Origin of the sequence: Pseudomonas sp. SJZ077 (genome assembly GCF_007993905.1) — a bacterium.
Lineage (GTDB): Bacteria > Pseudomonadota > Gammaproteobacteria > Pseudomonadales > Pseudomonadaceae > Aquipseudomonas > Aquipseudomonas mandelii.
Genome location: NZ_VIUJ01000001.1, coordinates 685,271 through 703,213, shown reverse-complemented (window position 1 = coordinate 703,213; position 17,943 = coordinate 685,271). Strand labels below are relative to the sequence as shown.

Sequence of the window (17,943 nt, the reverse complement as noted above, 5' to 3'; positions counted from 1 at the left end):
AAGGAACGGGGAAAACCGGTGGATCGCTCTCAGTTACTCAACACTGCACGCACAAACGTTGCCGACTTAAGTCGGGGCAACCTGGGTGTGCCGTTGTTGCTGCTGGTCATGTTGGCAATGATGATGTTGCCGATCCCGCCGTTCCTGCTGGACGTGTTTTTCACGTTCAACATCGCGTTGTCGATTGTCGTCTTGCTGGTTTGCGTCTACGCCTTGCGGCCGCTGGATTTTGCAGTGTTCCCAACCATTCTGCTGGTGGCAACGTTGTTGCGACTGGCGCTGAACGTGGCCTCCACCCGAGTGGTGATGCTCCACGGACAGGACGGTCATGCTTCCGCCGGTAAGGTGATCCAGGCCTTCGGCGAGGTGGTGATCGGCGGTAACTACGTGGTTGGTATCGTAGTTTTCGCGATCTTGATGATCATCAACTTCGTCGTGGTGACCAAGGGCGCCGGGCGGATTTCCGAGGTGAGCGCACGTTTCACCCTCGATGCGATGCCCGGCAAACAAATGGCAATCGACGCCGACTTGAACGCCGGCCTGATCGACCAGAACCAGGCCAAACTGCGCCGGATGGAAGTCGCCCAGGAAGCCGAGTTCTACGGTTCGATGGACGGTGCCAGCAAATTCGTGCGCGGTGACGCCATCGCCGGCCTGCTGATTCTGTTCATCAACCTGATCGGCGGCATGGCGGTCGGTATCTTCCAGCACGGCATGACCTTTGGTGATGCCGGCCGGGTTTACGCCTTGTTGACCATCGGTGACGGTTTGGTGGCGCAATTGCCATCACTGCTGTTGTCGACAGCGGCGGCAATCATGGTGACCCGTGCTTCCGGTTCGGAAGACATGGGCAAACAAATCAATCGCCAGATGTTCGCCTCGCCGAAAGCGTTGGCCGTGGCGGCGGGTTTGATGGCAGTGATGGGCCTGGTGCCCGGCATGCCGCACTTCTCCTTTCTCAGCATGGCGGCCCTGGCTGCTGGCGGCGCGTACCTGTTCTGGAAGAAGCAGAACGTGGTCAAGGTTCAGGCCCTGCAAGAGGTCAAGCGTCAACAGGAGCTGCTGCCATCGCCGGCTCGCGCGATGGAAACCAAGGAACTGGGTTGGGACGACGTGACACCGATCGACATGATCGGGCTGGAAGTCGGCTATCGCCTGATTCCTCTGGTGGATCGCAATCAGGGTGGTCAGTTGTTGGCGCGGATCAAGGGCGTGCGCAAGAAGCTGTCCCAGGACCTGGGCTTCCTGATGCCGACTGTGCACATTCGTGACAACCTCGACCTGGCCCCGAGTGCTTACCGCCTGACCCTGATGGGCGTGATCCTGGCAGAAGCCGAGATTTACCCGGATCGCGAACTGGCGATCAACCCGGGGCAGGTCTACGGCACGCTCAACGGCATAACCGCCAAAGATCCGGCTTTTGGCCTGGAAGCGGTCTGGATCGAAATCAGCCAGCGTGCCCAGGCGCAATCGCTGGGTTACACCGTGGTGGACGCCAGTACGGTCGTGGCGACGCACTTGAACCAGATTCTGTACAAGCACTCCAGCGAACTGATCGGTCACGAAGAAGTCCAGCAACTCATGCAATTGCTGGCCAAAAGCTCGCCGAAGCTGGCCGAAGAGCTGGTGCCGGGTGTGGTCTCGCTGTCGCAGTTGCTCAAGGTGCTTCAAGCGTTGTTGGCCGAACAGGTGCCGGTGCGGGACATTCGCAGCATCGCCGAGGCCATCGCCAACAATGCTGCCAAGAGTCAAGATACTGCCGCTTTGGTGGCCGCGGTGCGCGTCGGCGTATCCCGCGCAATCGTCCAAAGCATTGTAGGGACTGACTCCGAGCTACCAGTTATCACGCTGGAGCCAAGGTTGGAACAGATATTGCTCAATAGTCTTCAGAAGGCAGGACAAGGCTCGGAAGAGGGTGTTCTGCTGGAGCCAAGCATGGCTGAGAAACTGCAACGTTCGTTGATCGATGCGGCGCAGCGTCAGGAAATGCAAGGTCAACCGGTGATTCTGCTGGTAGCCGGTCCGGTTCGCGCGATGCTGTCGCGATTCGGCCGACTGGCAGTGCCGGGTTTGCATGTGTTGGCTTACCAGGAAATTCCTGACAACAAGCAAGTGACCATCGTTGCGACAGTAGGGCCCAACGGCTGAGGTAGTGGTTTATGCAAGTTAAGCGTTTTTTCGCCGCCGATATGCGTCAGGCCATGAAACTGGTTCGTGATGAGCTGGGCGCTGATGCCGCCATTATTGGCAATCGCCGGATCGCCGGTGGTGTCGAGCTGACGGCTGCCCTGGATTACAAATTGTCGGCGCTGGCCCCGCGTGTTCCGAACATGGAACTCGAGGATGAGCTGCGCAAGACCCAGTCGCGGATCGTCACCGCCCAGGCCGAATTGAGCCTGCGTGGCGAAGGCGAAACCGAAGGCGACAAGACCACCAATCGCCAGTTGTTCGCCGGCCTGCCGTTGACCGCCGCCGAGCCGCTGATCGAGCCGACGTATGCCGAACCTCGTCGCTCGGCACCAACCCCGGCACCTGCCGCTGGCGGCGTCGATCCGCGGGCGTTCGATTCGATGCGTTTCGAACTCAACAGCCTGCGCGAATTGATGGAAGTACAACTCGGCTCCCTGGCCTGGAATCAGCTGCAAGGCAGCCGTCCAGCCCAGGCCAATCTTTGGCGTCGCCTGCAACGCATCGGCCTGTCCGGCCCGTTGTCCCGCGACTTGCTGGCGATGATTACCGACATCGACGAACCCCGTCAGGCCTGGCGCATGTTACTGGCGCACCTGGCACGGATGATTGCCACACCGGAAGTCGAACCACTGGAAGAGGGCGGCGTGATTGCCATGGTCGGCCCTGCCGGCATGGGCAAGACCACCACCCTGGCCAAGCTCGCGGCCCGCTACGTGCTCAAATACGGCGCGCAAAACATCGCGCTGGTGAGCATGGACAGCTACCGTATCGGTGCTCAGGAACAATTGAAGACCCTGGGCCGGATTCTCAACGTGTCGGTAACCCACGTCGATCCGGGCCAATCTCTGGTGCAGGCGCTGGACCCCTTGCTGCGCAAGCGCGTGGTGCTGATCGATACCGCCGGCCTCCAGGCCAGCGATCCAGCCCTGCGCATGCAGCTCGAAAGCCTGGCCGGACGGGGCATCAAGTCAAAAAATTATCTGGTTCTGGCAACCACCAGCCAGAAACAGGTTCTAACGGCCGCTTATCACAGTTACAAGCGCTGCGGGCTCGCTGGCTGCATCCTGACTAAACTGGATGAAACGGCAAGTCTGGGCGAGGTGTTGAGCCTGGCGATCAGTCATGAATTGCCGGTGGCTTACCTGACCGATGGCCCGCGTATTCCGGATGATTTGCATCTGCCGCGTCGTCATCAGTTGGTCAGTCGTGCCGTCAGCGTGCAAATGCAAGAAGAACCCAGCGAAGAAGCCATGGCTGACATGTTCGCTGATATTTACCACAGCCCGACCAAGCAGGTTGGCTGAGGTGCTAATGAACCGTTTTTGTACCTACATCGATGGTCTGCCATGCATTGTTCAGTTATTGAGCGCGCAGCCAGTAATGTGGCCTCCGTCTATGCAAGACAAGGTAAAGAAATAACATGGGCAGCATGCATCCCGTACAGGTGATCGCGGTGACCGGCGGCAAAGGTGGCGTCGGGAAGACTAACGTGTCAGTGAACTTGTCCCTGGCTCTAGCTGAGCTCGGCCGGCGCGTCATGCTGCTGGACGCCGATCTGGGGCTGGCGAACGTCGACGTCCTCTTGGGGCTGACACCCAAACGTACCCTGGCCGACGTGATCGAAGGCCGCTGTGAGCTGCGCGACGTTCTGTTGCAGGGCCCCGGCGGTATTCGCATTGTCCCGGCCGCGTCCGGCACACAGAGCATGGTTCATCTGAGCCCGGCTCAACACGCCGGCCTGATCCAGGCCTTCAGCGATATCGGCGACAACCTCGATGTCTTGGTGATCGACACCGCTGCAGGTATTGGTGACTCGGTAGTCAGTTTCGTCCGCGCAGCGCAAGAGGTCTTGCTGGTGGTGTGCGACGAGCCGACCTCGATCACCGACGCCTACGCGCTGATCAAACTGCTGAACCGCGATTACGGCATGAACCGCTTCCGCGTCCTGGCCAACATGGCCCAGAGCCCGCAGGAAGGTCGCAACCTGTTCGCCAAGTTGACCAAGGTCACGGACCGCTTCCTTGACGTCGCCTTACAATACGTCGGCGCGGTGCCTTACGACGAAAGCGTGCGCAAGGCCGTGCAGAAACAGCGTGCCGTCTACGAAGCCTTCCCGCGTTCCAAGTGCGCCCTGGCGTTCAAGGCCATCGCGCAGAAGGTCGACACCTGGCCGCTGCCTGCCAACCCGCGTGGGCACCTAGAGTTTTTCGTCGAGCGCCTCGTGCAACAGACCGCAGGACCCGTCCTATGACAGCCAGTGGCTACAACCTCTACAAGAAGTCGGCACGTGACGCGCAGTACGAGCTGATCGAGCGTTACGCGCCACTGGTCAAACGCATTGCTTACCACTTGCTGGCGCGTCTGCCGGCCAGTGTTCAGGTTGAAGACCTGATCCAGGCCGGGATGATCGGCCTGCTGGAAGTATCGACCAAATATGACGCCAGCAAAGGCGCGAGTTTCGAGACGTACGCGGGCATTCGAATCCGCGGCGCGATGCTCGATGAAGTGCGCAAGGGTGACTGGGCGCCACGCTCGGTTCACCGCAATACCCGCATGGTTAGTGACGCAATTCGCTCGATTGAAGCTAAAACCGGTCGAGACGCTAAAGATCATGAAGTTGCGGCCGAACTCCAATTGAGTCTCGACGATTATTACGGGATTTTGAACGACACCCTGGGCAGCCGGTTATTCAGTTTCGACGATCTGTTGCAGGACGGCGAACACGAAGGGCTGCACGAGGATGGCGCGAGTGCACATCTGGAGCCGTCACGCGATCTGGAAGATGAACGCTTCCAGGCCGCGCTGGCGGACGCGATTGCCAATTTGCCGGAGCGTGAGCGACTGGTGTTGGCGCTGTACTACGACGAAGAGCTGAACCTCAAGGAAATCGGTGAGGTCCTGGGGGTCAGCGAATCGCGGGTCAGCCAGTTACATAGCCAGTGCGCGGCCCGTTTGCGGGGGCGTTTGGGGGAGTGGCGAGCGCGCTGAAGGCAGTGTGGGGACACTGCGAACGAGGCCGGTGGGGTGTTGAGCTGCACCGGTCGCGATCTGTTGTGCTCCAGACAGTCATCGAGTGCATTGCCGGATTGATTGAAATGGCGCGTCCAGGTGCTGGGCGCGTTTAAGACTGCTTGGAGGTCGAATTGGACAAGAACATGAAAATCCTCATCGTTGATGACTTCTCAACGATGCGGCGGATCATAAAAAACCTGTTGCGTGACCTTGGGTTCACCAACACGGTCGAGGCCGACGATGGCACTACTGCCATTCCGGTTCTCAACAGCGGGAGCATCGACTTTCTGGTAACGGACTGGAACATGCCTGGCATGACCGGTATCGATCTGCTGCGTCACGTGCGCGCCGATGAAAAGCTCAAGCACCTGCCGGTGCTGATGGTGACCGCCGAAGCCAAGCGCGAGCAGATTATCGAAGCAGCCCAGGCCGGTGTTAACGGCTATGTGGTCAAACCCTTTACGGCCCAGGCGTTGAAAGAAAAAATCGAGAAGATTTTCGAACGCATCGGTTGATCCACTGCGCCACGGGGGAGCTATGGAGCATAACGAATCTTCACTGGGCGATTTTGAATCGACCCTGAAAAAACACGCGGTCGAACTGGTCGAAAGCCTTGAAAAGGGCAGGTTCGGCGACGCTGTGCAACTGATCCATGAGCTCAATCAGACCCGTGACCGCGGCCTGTACCAGGAAGTGGGCAAGCTCACTCGCGAGCTGCATAGCGCGATCGTCAATTTCCAGATTGACCCGAACATGCCGCAAGCCGAGGAAGTGTCGCAGATCACGGACGCCACCGAGCGACTGGGGTATGTGGTCAAGCTGACCGAAGCTGCGGCCAACCGCACCATGGACCTGGTGGAAAACGCCACGCCGCTGGTCAATGGCCTGAGCGCTGAAGCTCAGGCATTGAGCACCGACTGGGGGCGCTTCATGCGTCGCGAAGTCGGGGCTGAAGAGTTTCGCGAACTGGCCCGGCGAGTCGACGGTTTCCTGACACGCAGCAGCGAAGACAATCGCACGGTGTCGAGCAACCTCAACGACATATTGCTGGCCCAGGATTACCAGGACCTCACCGGTCAGGTGATCAAACGCGTGACCCAATTGGTCACCGAAGTTGAAAGCAACCTGCTCAAGCTTGTGCTCATGGCCAGTCAGGTAGACCGCTTTGCGGGTATCGAACATGACCGTGAAGCGATGCTCGCTGAAAAAGATCCGCAAAAACATCTCTCTCAGGGTGAAGGTCCGCAGATTCATGCCGATAAAAGAGAAGACGTTGTGTCCGGTCAGGACGATGTGGACGATTTGTTATCCAGCCTAGGATTTTAGAGTTTTAGCATTTTAGGTTTTTTAGGTTTTTAGACCTCAGGAGCACCCCCTTAATGAGCTTCGGCGCCGATGAAGAGATCCTTCAGGATTTCCTGGTTGAGGCCGGCGAGATTCTAGAGCAACTGTCCGAACAGCTGGTCGAGCTTGAAAGCCGACCGGATGATGCGGACTTGCTCAATGCAATTTTTCGCGGTTTTCACACTGTAAAAGGGGGCGCCGGCTTCCTCCAGCTCAACGAGCTGGTGGAGTGCTGTCACATCGCCGAGAACGTGTTCGACATCCTGCGCAAGGGTGAACGTCGCGTCGACTCGGAACTGATGGACGTGGTTCTCGAAGCGCTGGATGCGGTGAACAGCATGTTCACCGAGGTCCGCGAACGCAGCCCGATTACGGCTGCCACGCCTGAATTGCTCGCGGCACTGGCCCGTCTGGCCGAGCCGCAAACGGCTGATGAGTCTGCACCGGTTGCTGAAGTGGTCGAAGCACCTGCTGCTGAAGAGTCGGGCGACATCACTGATAACGAATTCGAGCAATTGCTGGACTCGCTGAACGCCGTCAAGGCTCAAGCCGAAGCGCCGGCGGTTGCTCCAGTGGCGGCTGCCGATTCGGCGGCCGGCGACGAAATCACCGATGCCGAGTTCGAGTCGTTGCTCGATCAACTGCATGGCAAAGGCCAGTTCGCCGTCGACGCGGTGGTACCGTCCACTGCACCGGCTGCTCCGAAAGCGGCCGGCGACAGCTCTGATATTACCGACGACGAATTCGAAGCACTGCTCGACCAGTTGCACGGCAAGGGCAACTTTGCGGTGGACGCGCTGGAGTCGGCCATTGCCGCCGTACCCGCTTCGGCTGCGCCAACCGCGAAAGCGGCCGGTGGTGATCTGATCTCCGATCACGAGTTCGAATCGCTGCTCGACGAATTGCATGGCAAAGGCAAATTCACTGAAGTCGGCACAGGTGCTGCGGTGGCTGCTCCAGCCGCCAAGGCTGCTGCACCGAAACCGGTTGCCAAGGCGCCCGAGCCGAAAGCTGAAGCGCCGAAACCGGCGGCTGCCGCTGCACCGGCTCCAGCCCGCGCACCGTCCGCGCCGCCACCGGAAAAACCGGCCAGTGAAGCCGAGACCACCGTGCGGGTTGATACCGCGCGTCTCGACGAAATCATGAACATGGTCGGCGAACTGGTATTGGTGCGTAACCGCTTGGTCCGTCTGGGCCTCAACAGCGGCGACGAAGCCATGTCCAAGGCTGTGTCGAACCTCGACGTGGTCACGGCCGACCTGCAGACCGCGGTCATGAAGACCCGGATGCAACCGATCAAGAAAGTTTTCGGGCGCTTCCCGCGCCTCGTTCGCGACCTGGCTCGCCAGCTCAAGAAAGAGATCAACCTGGAGCTGGTCGGCGAAGAAACCGACCTCGACAAGAACCTCGTCGAGGCCCTGGCCGACCCGCTGGTCCACTTGGTGCGCAACTCGGTCGACCACGGCATTGAAGAGCCGGCCGAGCGCGAAGCGATGGGCAAACCTCGCAGCGGCAAGGTGATCCTGTCCGCAGAACAGGAAGGCGACCACATCCTGCTGTCCATCTCCGATGACGGCAAGGGCATGGACGCCGATGTTCTGCGCGGCATTGCCGTGAAGAAAGGGTTGATGGACAAGGATGCCGCGGATCGCCTCAGCGAGTCTGACTGCTTCAACCTGATCTTTGCGCCGGGTTTTTCGACCAAGACCGAAATTTCCGATGTCTCCGGACGCGGCGTGGGCATGGACGTGGTGAAAACCAAAATCGCCCAGCTCAACGGCACCATCAATATTTATTCGACCAAGGGCAAAGGCTCGAAGATCGTCATCAAGGTCCCGTTGACCCTGGCGATCATGCCGACGCTGATGGTCATGCTCGGCAACCAGGCGTTCGCGTTCCCGCTGGTGAACGTCAACGAAATCTTCCACCTCGACCTGTCGCGCACCAACGTGGTGGACGGCCAGGAAGTGGTGATCGTGCGGGACAAGGCACTGCCATTGTTCTACCTCAAGCGCTGGCTGGTCAGCTCCGCCGCTCACGAAGAGCAGCGCGAAGGCCACGTGGTGATCCTTTCGGTGGGTACTCAGCGGATCGGCTTCGTCGTCGACCAGCTGGTGGGCCAGGAAGAAGTGGTCATCAAGCCATTGGGCAAAATGCTCCAGGGAACCCCGGGCATGTCGGGCGCCACCATTACCGGTGACGGTCGCATCGCGCTGATTCTCGATGTTCCGAGCATGCTCAAGCGTTACGCCGCACGGCGTATTTGATTCTGGTGGAGCGGGGCGACTAAGCCTCGCTCCGTCCTAACGGAGTGTTTATGGCAGTCAAAGTCCTGGTGGTGGACGATTCGGGGTTTTTCCGCCGCCGCGTCTCGGAAATTCTTTCAGCGGATCCGAATATCCAGGTCGTCGGTACGGCGACCAACGGAAAAGAGGCGATCGATCAGGCGCTGGCCCTCAAGCCAGACGTGATCACCATGGACTACGAGATGCCGATGATGGATGGCATCACGGCAGTGCGGCACATCATGCAGCGTTGCCCAACCCCGGTGTTGATGTTCTCCTCGCTGACCCACGAAGGCGCTCGGGTAACCCTCGACGCGCTGGACGCCGGCGCGGTGGATTTCCTGCCGAAGAATTTCGAAGACATCTCCCGTAACCCGGAGAAGGTCAAGCAACTGCTGTGCGAGAAAATTCTCAGCATCTCGCGCAGTAACCGTCGTGCCAGCACCTACAGCGCACCGGCCCCGGCCGCCGCGCCAGCCCCGACGCCTGCGCCTTCGAGCGTCAGCAGTTACGGCAGCAGCACGCCTGCGCGTCCGGCTCCGGCACCGATTCCGGCGCGTAGCTACGCCCCGGCATCGGCCCCGGCATCGTCCGGACAGTCGTCGCCCGCACCAAAACGCAAAGCCTACAAACTAGTGGCTATCGGTACGTCCACGGGCGGTCCGGTTGCCCTGCAACGGGTGTTGACCCAGTTGCCGGCCAACTTCCCGGCCCCGATCGTGTTGATCCAGCACATGCCGGCCGCCTTCACCAAGGCCTTCGCCGAACGTCTGGACAAGCTCTGCCGCATCAGCGTCAAGGAAGCGGAGGATGGCGACATTCTGCGTCCGGGCCTGGCGCTGCTGGCGCCGGGCGGCAAGCAAATGATGATCGACGGCCGTGGCGCGGTGAAAATCCTGCCGGGCGACGAGCGTCTGAACTACAAACCGTGCGTGGACATCACCTTCGGTTCGGCAGCCAAGTCCTACGGCGACAAAGTTCTGGCGGTCGTACTGACCGGCATGGGTGCCGACGGTCGTGAAGGCGCGCGCCTGCTCAAGCAGGGCGGCAGCGCGATCTGGGCTCAGGATGAAGCCAGCTGCGTGATCTACGGCATGCCGATGGCCATCGTCAAAGCTGACCTCGCCGACGCGATCTACGGTCTGGACGATATTGGCAGGCACTTGGTCGAGGCGTGTATCTGATGGATGTTCTAAGCCTTATCGGGATCATCTTGGCGTTTGTCGCCATCATTGGCGGCAACTACCTTGAAGGCGGTCATCTCGGCGCATTGGCCAACGGCCCGGCGGCGCTGATCGTACTCGGTGGGACTATCGGCGCGGCATTGCTGCAATCACCGATGAGCGCCTTCAAGCGTGCCATGCAAATCATTGGCTGGATTCTGTTTCCGCCTCGCGTTGACCTGGCCGGTGGCGTCGACCGCGTCGTCAACTGGAGCCTGACCGCGCGCAAGGAAGGCCTGCTCGGTCTGGAAGGGGTGGCCGATGCCGAACCTGACAGCTACTCGCGCAAAGGTCTGCAACTGCTGGTCGACGGCGCCGAGCCGGAAGCGATTCGCAGCATTCTGGAAGTGGATTTCTACACCCAGGAAGCCCGCGACATCGAAGCGGCCAAAGTCTTTGAAAGCATGGGCGGCTACGCGCCGACCATCGGCATCATCGGTGCGGTGATGGGCCTGATCCATGTCATGGGCAACCTGGCCGATCCGACGCAACTGGGCAGCGGCATCGCCGTCGCCTTCGTCGCCACCATCTACGGTGTGGCCAGTGCCAACCTGGTGTTGCTGCCGATTGCCGCCAAGCTCAAGTCCGTTGCCTTGCGCCAGTCGCGTTATCGCGAAATGTTGCTGGAAGGAATCCTGTCGATCGCCGAAGGTGAAAACCCTCGCTCTATTGAGTTGAAGCTTCAGGGCTTCATGGATTGATGGGAGTAACGGACTATGGCTCGTCGTCGGCAACCTGAAGAACACGTCAATCACGAACGCTGGCTCGTTTCCTACGCCGACTTCATCACGTTGCTGTTCGCATTCTTCGTGGTCATGTACTCGATCTCGTCGATCAACGAGGGCAAGTACAAAGTCATTTCCGAGGCGCTGATCGGGGTGTTTACCGACAGCGATCGCGCCCTCAAGCCGATCCCGATCGGTGAAGAGCGGCCGAAGACCGTGACCCCGGCCAAGCCCCTGGTCAAGGACAGCGAGCAGGTCGATGCCGGCGTGGCCGGTGCCAGTGATCCATTGAAAAGCATCGCCGATGACATCAGCGCGGCATTCGGCGACTTGATCAAGTCCAATCAGATGACCGTGCGCGGCAACGAGTTGTGGGTCGAGATCGAACTCAATTCCAGCCTGTTGTTCGGCAGCGGCGATGCGATGCCCAGTGACATGGCGTTCAACATCATCGACAAGGTGGCCGCAATCCTCAAGCCGTTCGACAACCCGATCCACGTCGAAGGCTTCACCGACGATCAGCCGATCCGCACTGCGCAATACCCGACCAACTGGGAGCTGTCTTCGGCCCGTTCGGCGAGCATCGTGCGCATGCTGGCGATGCAGGGCGTAAACCCTGGCCGCCTGGCGTCGGTGGGTTACGGCGAGTTCCAGCCGGTGGCCAACAACGCCACCGCTGAGGGCAGGGCGCGTAACCGTCGCGTGGTGCTGGTCGTGTCGCGAAATCTTGATGTACGTCGCAGCCTCACCGGCACCGGGACCGCCCATGCGCAACCGGATGCCGCGTTGAAGCGTGCTGGCACACAAACTGCACCGACCCCGGTCAAGTCGCCGGTACGAGAGAGCGCCGTCAATTCTCCGTCACCTGCATTAACACGTTGAGCTATTTCTCGGTCGAGCATATCGACCGGGAGGAACAATCCGAATGAGAGTCTGGGCCGTTGCCAATCAAAAGGGTGGTGTTGGTAAAACCACTTCCTCTATCGCTTTAGCCGGCTTGCTGGCCGAGGCGGGCAAGCGCGTGGTCGTGGTCGATCTCGATCCGCACGGCTCGATGACCAGCTACTTCGGCTACGATCCCGACAGCCTGGAGCACAGCAGCTACGACCTGTTCCTGCACAAGGGCAGCGTGCCGCAAGGCTTGCCCGGGCAGTTGCTGTTGCCGACCAGCGACGAACGCATTTCGTTGTTGCCGTCGAGCACCGCTCTGGCCACGCTTGAACGTCAGTCGCCGGGCCAGAGTGGTTTGGGCCTGGTGATTGCCAAGAGCCTGGCGCAACTGTGGCAGGACTTCGATTACGCCGTGATCGACAGCCCGCCGTTGCTCGGCGTACTGATGGTCAATGCCTTGGCGGCGAGCCAGCAATTAGTGATTCCGGTGCAGACCGAGCACTTGGCCGTCAAAGGTCTGGAGCGCATGGTCAATACGCTGGCGATGATCAACCGCTCACGCAAAGTGGCCTTGCCGTTCTCCATCATTCCAACCTTGTTCGACCGCCGCACCCAGGCGTCCCTCGGGACCCTTCGCGTGCTGCGCGACAAATACCCGGAAGAAATCTGGCAAGGCTACATCCCGATCGACACGCGCCTGCGGGATGCGAGCCGGGCCGGGCTGACGCCTTCGCAATTCGACGGCAAGAGCCGTGGGGTTCTCGCTTATCGCGCCTTGCTCAAGCATTTGCTGGCGGCACAACTTGTCCCGCAGGTGGCCTGAGATGAATCGGCCGGTGAAAATCACCTCGCGTCCGCAACAGGCGCTCCAGTCTTATCTGGACAGCCTGCTGATGGAAGCGACTGAAGAGTTGCCGCTGGAAGTGGAAGCGGTGGCTGAAGTCATCGAGGTCGTTGAAGCGGTAGAGGTTGAGGCTGCGCTGGACGAGTTCCAGGCAGCCGTGCTTGAAGAGCAGGCGCGTGATGCGCAGAAATCCGTTGTGGCAGCTGCGCCTGTCGTCGCGCCAGTGGTCGCTGCGGTCGCAAAAGTCCCGGTGGTGATCGAAGATGCGCCGGCACCGATCCTGGCGCCGGTCTCGACCCTCGCACCGTTGCTGCAAACCCTGGTGCCGCCGCTGGTCGAAGTCCATCTGCCGCCGAGCAACACGCCGCCACCGGTGGAAACCGACGGTCGCCCGGCGTGGGCCGCCGAGCCGTTCGAATGCCTGCTGTTCGATGTCGCCGGGTTGACCCTGGCGGTGCCGCTGGTGTGCCTGGGCTCGATTTATTCGCTGGCCGGTCACGAGCTGACGCCGCTGTTTGGCCAGCCCGAATGGTTCCTCGGGATCCTGCCGAGTCAGGCCGGCAACCTGAAAGTCCTGGACACCGCGCGCTGGGTCATGCCCGACCGCTACCGCGATGATTTCCGCCAGGGCCTGCAATACGTTATTTCGGTTCAGGGCTACGAGTGGGGGCTGGCGGTGCATCAGGTCAGCCGCTCGTTGCGCCTGGACCCGAACGAAATCAAATGGAGAAGTCATCGAGGTCAGCGGCCATGGCTCGCCGGCACGGTGATTGAGCACATGTGTGCGCTGCTGGACGTTTCCGCCCTGGCCGAGTTGATCGCCAGCGGTGGGGCAAAGCACATGGGCGGCAGCAAGCCGCTACACAAACCGACATAGCTGCCGACATAACAAGTATGCGACGGCATTGTTGAATGCCGCCACACAGAACACACACCGCTAGAAGCGGTTTTTCGAGGGGTCAGGGTATGAGTAGTCAAGCGACGAATGCAAAAGGTTCCGAAGATCCGATCCTGCAATGGGTAACCTTCAAACTGGACAATGAAACCTACGGCATCAACGTGATGCGCGTTCAGGAAGTCCTGCGTTACACCGAAATCGCCCCGGTCCCGGGTGCCCCGAGCTACGTGCTGGGCATTATCAACCTGCGCGGCAACGTGGTCACCGTGATCGACACCCGTCAGCGCTTCGGCCTGATGAATGCCGAGATCAGCGACAACACCCGTATCGTCATCATCGAAGCCGACAAGCAAGTGGTCGGGATCATGGTCGATAGCGTGGCCGAAGTGGTTTACCTGCGTCAGTCGGAAATCGAAACCGCGCCAAACGTCGGTAACGAAGAGTCCGCCAAGTTCATTCAAGGCGTGTGCAACAAGAACAATGAACTGCTGATCCTGGTCGAACTGGACAAGATGATGAGCGAAGAAGAATGGTCGGACCTGGAGAACATCTGATTGATTCTTGAGGTAGCGGTCATTGTCCTGTTCCTTTTCTGGGCAGGCACGCTGGCAATGTTTCTGGCGTACATTCGCGCTCAACGGCAAATTGCCGCGCAACAGGCCCAGGGTGATGCGCTGCGCGATCAGCGCATCAAGGACCTGGCCAAACGCGTCGACGACTATCAAAGCGGCAACGTGCGCATGGGTGAAGACCTGCACGAACTGCGCGCCGTCGTCAGTCCCTTGCCGGACAAACTGGCGCAGCTGGAACAGCGCGATCCGTCGAGCCTGTCGTTTGCCCAGGCGGCGCGCCTGGTCGGCATGGGGGCTACCGTTGATGAACTGACTCAGTCCTGCGGGTTGACCCAGGCTGAGGCGGAGTTGATGCGCAAGCTTCACAAGAACTGACGCCTGCCAGAGATCGTTCCCCGCGTGGGAACGATCTCTGGGGACGCTCCGCGTTCCGCTGTTGAATGTGACGCAGAGCGTCACGGGCTGCATTCCCACTTAGAGCGTGGGAACGATCAGTAGTCGTCACCGCGATCAGTGATGTCCTTCTCAACCATGGTCGCCTCCGGATCATGCCCCGCCGGAAACTTACCCTTCAAATTCCACGCAAACGCAATAATCTCGGCAATCGTGCGGTACAACTCTTCCGGAATACTTTCCCCCAGTTCCATCCGCGCCAGCAGCTTCACCAGCTCGGCGTTTTCGTAGATGGGCACTTCGTAATCCCGGGCAAGCTTCAGAATGGCTTCGGCCAGTGCTTCGTCGCCTTTGGCCGTGAGGGTAGGGGCGTGGGTGCCGTCGTATTTGAGGGCGATGGCCTGGCGTGGGGTGTTGGGGTTTCTCATGCGGTTTCGTCGACCCAGCGTTGTTCGAGGCGGGTTTGTGGGCCTTGTGGCGGTGTACCGAGGTGGCAATCCAGATCGCCGACGTTCAGCCCGGAGTCCAGCAAGCGCTGGCGCAGTGCAGCCAGATTGCTTTCGATCAGGCTGGCGGTGTACGGCCGTTCAGCCCAGAGCTGGCTGGACAGGCTGCCCTTGATCAGCTGCGCTTGAATCTGCAATGGGCCCAACGGTTCCATGTCGAACGCCAGGTCCACACGCCACAGTTGCTGCTTCGGTTCGCGTTCGTCCCGGCGTTCATGGGGTTGTTCTTTCTCCGGCGCTTCTTCGCGCTGGAACTTGACCTGCAGCGGCACGATGTCCTGCAAATTGCGCATCGGGATTTCCAGCTGCCAGGTGCTGAGCAGGCGGCCATCGTCAGAGACGCCGGTCTGCTCAAGACTCGACAACTGATGGCTTTGCAGGCGCGAAACCGCCGCCGCAGCCAGACGCAGCAAATGCTCCAGATCGTTTTCACCGTCCTGGCTTTGCAGCAGCCGTTCGGGCAGCGGGAAACCGGTCGGCAACGGCTTGGCGCTGACCTGGCCGAGCATGCCGAGGGCGCTGCGCACGAAACTCGGCATGGACTGGACCAGCGTGTTGGCGGCAATGATCGCATTGAGATTGGTGTTGGCCGGCAGCCCCGGCGTCAATTGCGCAATCAGCTTGAGCAGATCGCCTTTCATGTCGGGCGCCAGTGTCGGATTTTGCCCGGTCAGCAATTTCGCTTCGAGGAATAGCCCGCTATTGGCCAGCGCCTGAGCGAGGCCTTTTGACGTACTCAGTTGCTGAACGTCCGGTAAACCGGCCAGCAGTTTTTCCACCGCGGCCCGCAGGTCGCTTGAGGTCTGATCCGACGGAGGCAGGTTTTGCAGCAGCTTGATCAAACCATCCAGCGAGCCTTGGCGGCTCTGCTGACTGACCAATTGCTGGGTGATCGCCAGTTGCTCCTGACGGTTGCTCAACGGCACGAACTTCAGCGTTTGCGTGTCCTGCACCAAGGCACTCAACAGCGTGCCGATGCGCAGCGGCGTCGGACTGTCGATGCTCAGCGTGCTGCCGCTCAACGCGGTGTTGAGCAGGCTCACCATCGAACGAAACACCGTCGGCTGGCCCGGCACCTGCGGCAGCACTTGCGAGGTCAGTACTTTGCCCTGCAACAACGTCCCGACCGGCAATTGCGCGGTGTCGATGCGAGTGAGGGTGGCGACGCTGGAAGCAATGGCCTGTTGCACCGTGATCGCCAGATTGCTCGCTGAAGGTTGGGTGATCGCCAGACTGGTGCCTTGGGGCAGCGGCTGGGTGCTGGTGGCCTGGACCGTGGTCTGGCGGCCGCTGTCGAGGGTGACTTTAAGCAACAGTTGAAAGGTCTGATCCGCCTGCTTGAGCGACAGCACTTCAGCCTTGGCGGTCTGGCCGGGGGTGATCAGGCCCTCCATCGGCGACAGCAGCTTGAGCAGATCGCCGCTCACTACCAGCGGCCGCGAAGTCGCGGGCGTGGTCTGCGGTACCGGGAGGATGTTCATTTCGCCTGTCATACGCGGTCACAACCTGAGGAAAATGCACTCTTTAGAGTAGGGTATGGCATGTATAATGCCGCCCGTCCTTCGGGGAGTGGCGAAAACATTGCATTTGTTTGACGCAGCTCTCTAGAACAGGCCGCCAATGCATCTATGCTGCATCTCTTTAGCGGCCGCTCCGCCGCCGACTTGAACCGCAAAAGGCCCGTGATCTCTTGACCAGTCCTGTCCTGCAAACCGTTGCCCTTGCTTGTGAGCGAGACCTTCGGCTGCTCTTCGAAAATCTCGAATTGAGACTGGCCAGTGGCGAAATGGTGCAAATCAGTGGCCCCAACGGCAGCGGCAAGACCAGCCTCTTGCGTCTGTTATCCGGCCTGATGCAGCCGACCGCCGGTCAAGTGCTGCTCAACGGTAAGCCGCTGAACGATCAGCGCCTTGAACTGGCGCGCAACCTGCTGTGGATCGGTCATGCCGCCGGGATCAAGGACTTGTTGACGCCGGAGGAGAACCTGATCTGGCTCTGCGCCCTGCATCAACCGGCTCCCCACGAGGCGATCTGGCAAGCGCTGGCCGATGTCGGATTGCGCGGTTTCGAGGATGTTCCCTGCCATACGTTGTCCGCCGGGCAGAAACGCCGTGTGGCATTGGCGCGCCTGTACCTCGACAGTCCGCCGCTGTGGATCCTCGACGAGCCGTTCACCGCGCTCGATAAACAAGGCGTGGCGCAACTCGAAGAACACCTGGCCGCCCACTGCGAGCGCGGCGGCATGGTGGTGCTGACCACTCACCACACGCTGAGCCGGATGCCGGCCAGCTATCGCGATATCGACCTGGGGAAGTGGGCCGTATGAGTGTTTTCGGCCTGCTGGTCGCCCGTGAGTCCCGTCTGCTGTTCCGCCGTCCGGCTGAGCTGGCCAATCCGCTGGTTTTTTTCGCGATCGTCGTTTCGCTGTTCCCGTTGGCGGTCGGTCCCGAGTCTCAATTGTTGCAAACCTTGTCTCCGGGACTGGTGTGGGTCGCGGCACTTTTATCGGTCCTGCTCTCGCTGGACGGGCTCTTCCGCAGTGATTTCGAGGACGGATCGCTGGAACAGTGGGTCCTTTCGTCGCACCCCCTGCCTCTTCTGGTTTTGGCCAAGGTACTGGCACACTGGGCCTTCTCTGGCCTGGCACTGGTTTTGCTCGCTCCACTGCTGGCATTGATGCTCGGTTTGCCAACCGCCTGTCTGCCGGTGTTGCTGCTTTCTTTATTGCTGGGTACACCGGTGCTGAGCTTGCTCGGTGCGGTGGGCGCAGCCCTGACGGTGGGATTGAAGCGAGGCGGCCTGTTGCTGGCGCTGCTGATTCTGCCGCTGTACATCCCGGTGTTGATTCTCGGCAGTGGCGCCTTGCAGGCGGCCCTGCAGGGCATGCCGGCGACCGGTTATCTCTTGTGGCTTGGTAGCCTGACCGCCCTGGCGATAACCCTGACACCGTTTGCAATAGCTGCTGGCCTGAAGATCAGCGTCGGCGAATAATGAGGTCTGGTCATTTTTTGATCAGTAAAGACCCTTTGGCTCTTCATAGCGAAGAGCAACCGTGATGGA

18 protein-coding genes are annotated in these 17,943 nt (G+C 60.2%); 16 read left to right on the top strand and 2 right to left on the bottom strand.

Annotated features, from left to right (window positions below; genetic code table 11):
• Positions 1–18 precede the first annotated feature (18 nt).
• From flhA to FBY01_RS03465, 14 genes are all read left to right on the top strand, one after another.
• Positions 19–2,148: a flagellar biosynthesis protein FlhA gene (gene flhA, locus FBY01_RS03530; protein WP_083375990.1), complete on the top strand. Its 2,130-nt coding sequence runs from the start codon at positions 19–21 to the stop codon at positions 2,146–2,148.
• Positions 2,149–2,159: 11 nt separating this feature from the next.
• Positions 2,160–3,494: a flagellar biosynthesis protein FlhF gene (gene flhF, locus FBY01_RS03525; protein WP_083375991.1), complete on the top strand. Its 1,335-nt coding sequence runs from the start codon at positions 2,160–2,162 to the stop codon at positions 3,492–3,494.
• A 116-nt stretch (positions 3,495–3,610) separates the two neighbouring features.
• Positions 3,611–4,441 carry a flagellar synthesis regulator FleN gene (gene fleN, locus FBY01_RS03520; protein ID WP_003222917.1) on the top strand — a complete coding sequence of 277 codons (831 nt, stop codon included), beginning with the start codon at positions 3,611–3,613 and terminating at the stop codon, positions 4,439–4,441.
• Entirely contained in the window at positions 4,438–5,178 is a 741-nt protein-coding gene (fliA, locus tag FBY01_RS03515; RefSeq protein WP_007894214.1) for an RNA polymerase sigma factor FliA, read from the top strand. The genes fleN and fliA overlap by 4 nt, the downstream gene beginning before the upstream one ends.
• A gap of 167 nt (positions 5,179–5,345) precedes the next feature.
• On the top strand, positions 5,346–5,717 hold the full coding sequence (locus FBY01_RS03510) for a chemotaxis response regulator CheY (protein WP_003183998.1): 372 nt from the start codon (positions 5,346–5,348) through the stop codon (positions 5,715–5,717).
• Positions 5,718–5,739: 22 nt separating this feature from the next.
• The gene (locus FBY01_RS03505) at positions 5,740–6,528 is read left to right on the top strand and encodes a protein phosphatase CheZ (protein ID WP_102593837.1); all 789 of its coding nucleotides are present in this window, start codon (positions 5,740–5,742) and stop codon (positions 6,526–6,528) included.
• 53 nt (positions 6,529–6,581) lie between these two features.
• The gene (locus tag FBY01_RS03500; RefSeq protein WP_145305773.1) at positions 6,582–8,813 is read left to right on the top strand and encodes a chemotaxis protein CheA; all 2,232 of its coding nucleotides are present in this window, start codon (positions 6,582–6,584) and stop codon (positions 8,811–8,813) included.
• A gap of 50 nt (positions 8,814–8,863) precedes the next feature.
• Positions 8,864–10,015: a chemotaxis response regulator protein-glutamate methylesterase gene (locus FBY01_RS03495; RefSeq protein ID WP_145305775.1), complete on the top strand. Its 1,152-nt coding sequence runs from the start codon at positions 8,864–8,866 to the stop codon at positions 10,013–10,015.
• Positions 10,015–10,755, top strand: coding sequence for a flagellar motor protein (locus FBY01_RS03490; protein ID WP_010456935.1), 741 nt, complete (start codon positions 10,015–10,017; stop codon positions 10,753–10,755). The genes FBY01_RS03495 and FBY01_RS03490 overlap by 1 nt, the downstream gene beginning before the upstream one ends.
• A 15-nt stretch (positions 10,756–10,770) precedes the next feature.
• The gene (gene motD, locus FBY01_RS03485; RefSeq protein WP_010456934.1) at positions 10,771–11,661 is read left to right on the top strand and encodes a flagellar motor protein MotD; all 891 of its coding nucleotides are present in this window, start codon (positions 10,771–10,773) and stop codon (positions 11,659–11,661) included.
• Positions 11,662–11,704: 43 nt separating this feature from the next.
• Positions 11,705–12,493, top strand: a complete 789-nt coding sequence (locus FBY01_RS03480; RefSeq protein ID WP_010456932.1) for a ParA family protein — start codon at positions 11,705–11,707, stop codon at positions 12,491–12,493.
• Position 12,494: 1 nt separating this feature from the next.
• Complete coding sequence (locus FBY01_RS03475) at positions 12,495–13,391, top strand: CheW domain-containing protein (RefSeq protein ID WP_145305777.1); 897 nt, start codon at positions 12,495–12,497, stop codon at positions 13,389–13,391.
• A gap of 89 nt (positions 13,392–13,480) precedes the next feature.
• Complete coding sequence (locus tag FBY01_RS03470) at positions 13,481–13,966, top strand: chemotaxis protein CheW (RefSeq protein WP_010456928.1); 486 nt, start codon at positions 13,481–13,483, stop codon at positions 13,964–13,966.
• A complete protein-coding gene (locus FBY01_RS03465) occupies positions 13,967–14,359 on the top strand; it encodes a DUF2802 domain-containing protein (protein WP_010456926.1) in 393 nt (130 codons plus the stop codon). It abuts the gene before it with no gap.
• A gap of 116 nt (positions 14,360–14,475) precedes the next feature.
• Here the strand turns inward: FBY01_RS03465 and FBY01_RS03455 are convergent, their stop codons facing one another.
• Positions 14,476–14,805, bottom strand: a complete 330-nt coding sequence (locus tag FBY01_RS03455; protein ID WP_010456924.1) for an EscU/YscU/HrcU family type III secretion system export apparatus switch protein — start codon at positions 14,803–14,805, stop codon at positions 14,476–14,478.
• Positions 14,802–16,376, bottom strand: a complete 1,575-nt coding sequence (locus FBY01_RS03450) for a flagellar hook-length control protein FliK (protein WP_145305780.1) — start codon at positions 16,374–16,376, stop codon at positions 14,802–14,804. The genes FBY01_RS03455 and FBY01_RS03450 overlap by 4 nt, the downstream gene beginning before the upstream one ends.
• A 197-nt stretch (positions 16,377–16,573) precedes the next feature.
• Between FBY01_RS03450 and ccmA the strand changes: the two genes are divergently transcribed.
• Together ccmA and ccmB are read left to right on the top strand one after the other, a co-directional pair.
• Positions 16,574–17,209, top strand: a complete 636-nt coding sequence (gene ccmA / locus FBY01_RS03445) for a cytochrome c biogenesis heme-transporting ATPase CcmA (protein WP_010456921.1) — start codon at positions 16,574–16,576, stop codon at positions 17,207–17,209.
• Positions 17,206–17,874 carry a heme exporter protein CcmB gene (ccmB, locus tag FBY01_RS03440; protein WP_010456919.1) on the top strand — a complete coding sequence of 223 codons (669 nt, stop codon included), beginning with the start codon at positions 17,206–17,208 and terminating at the stop codon, positions 17,872–17,874. The genes ccmA and ccmB overlap by 4 nt, the downstream gene beginning before the upstream one ends.
• Positions 17,875–17,943: the final 69 nt, after the last annotated feature.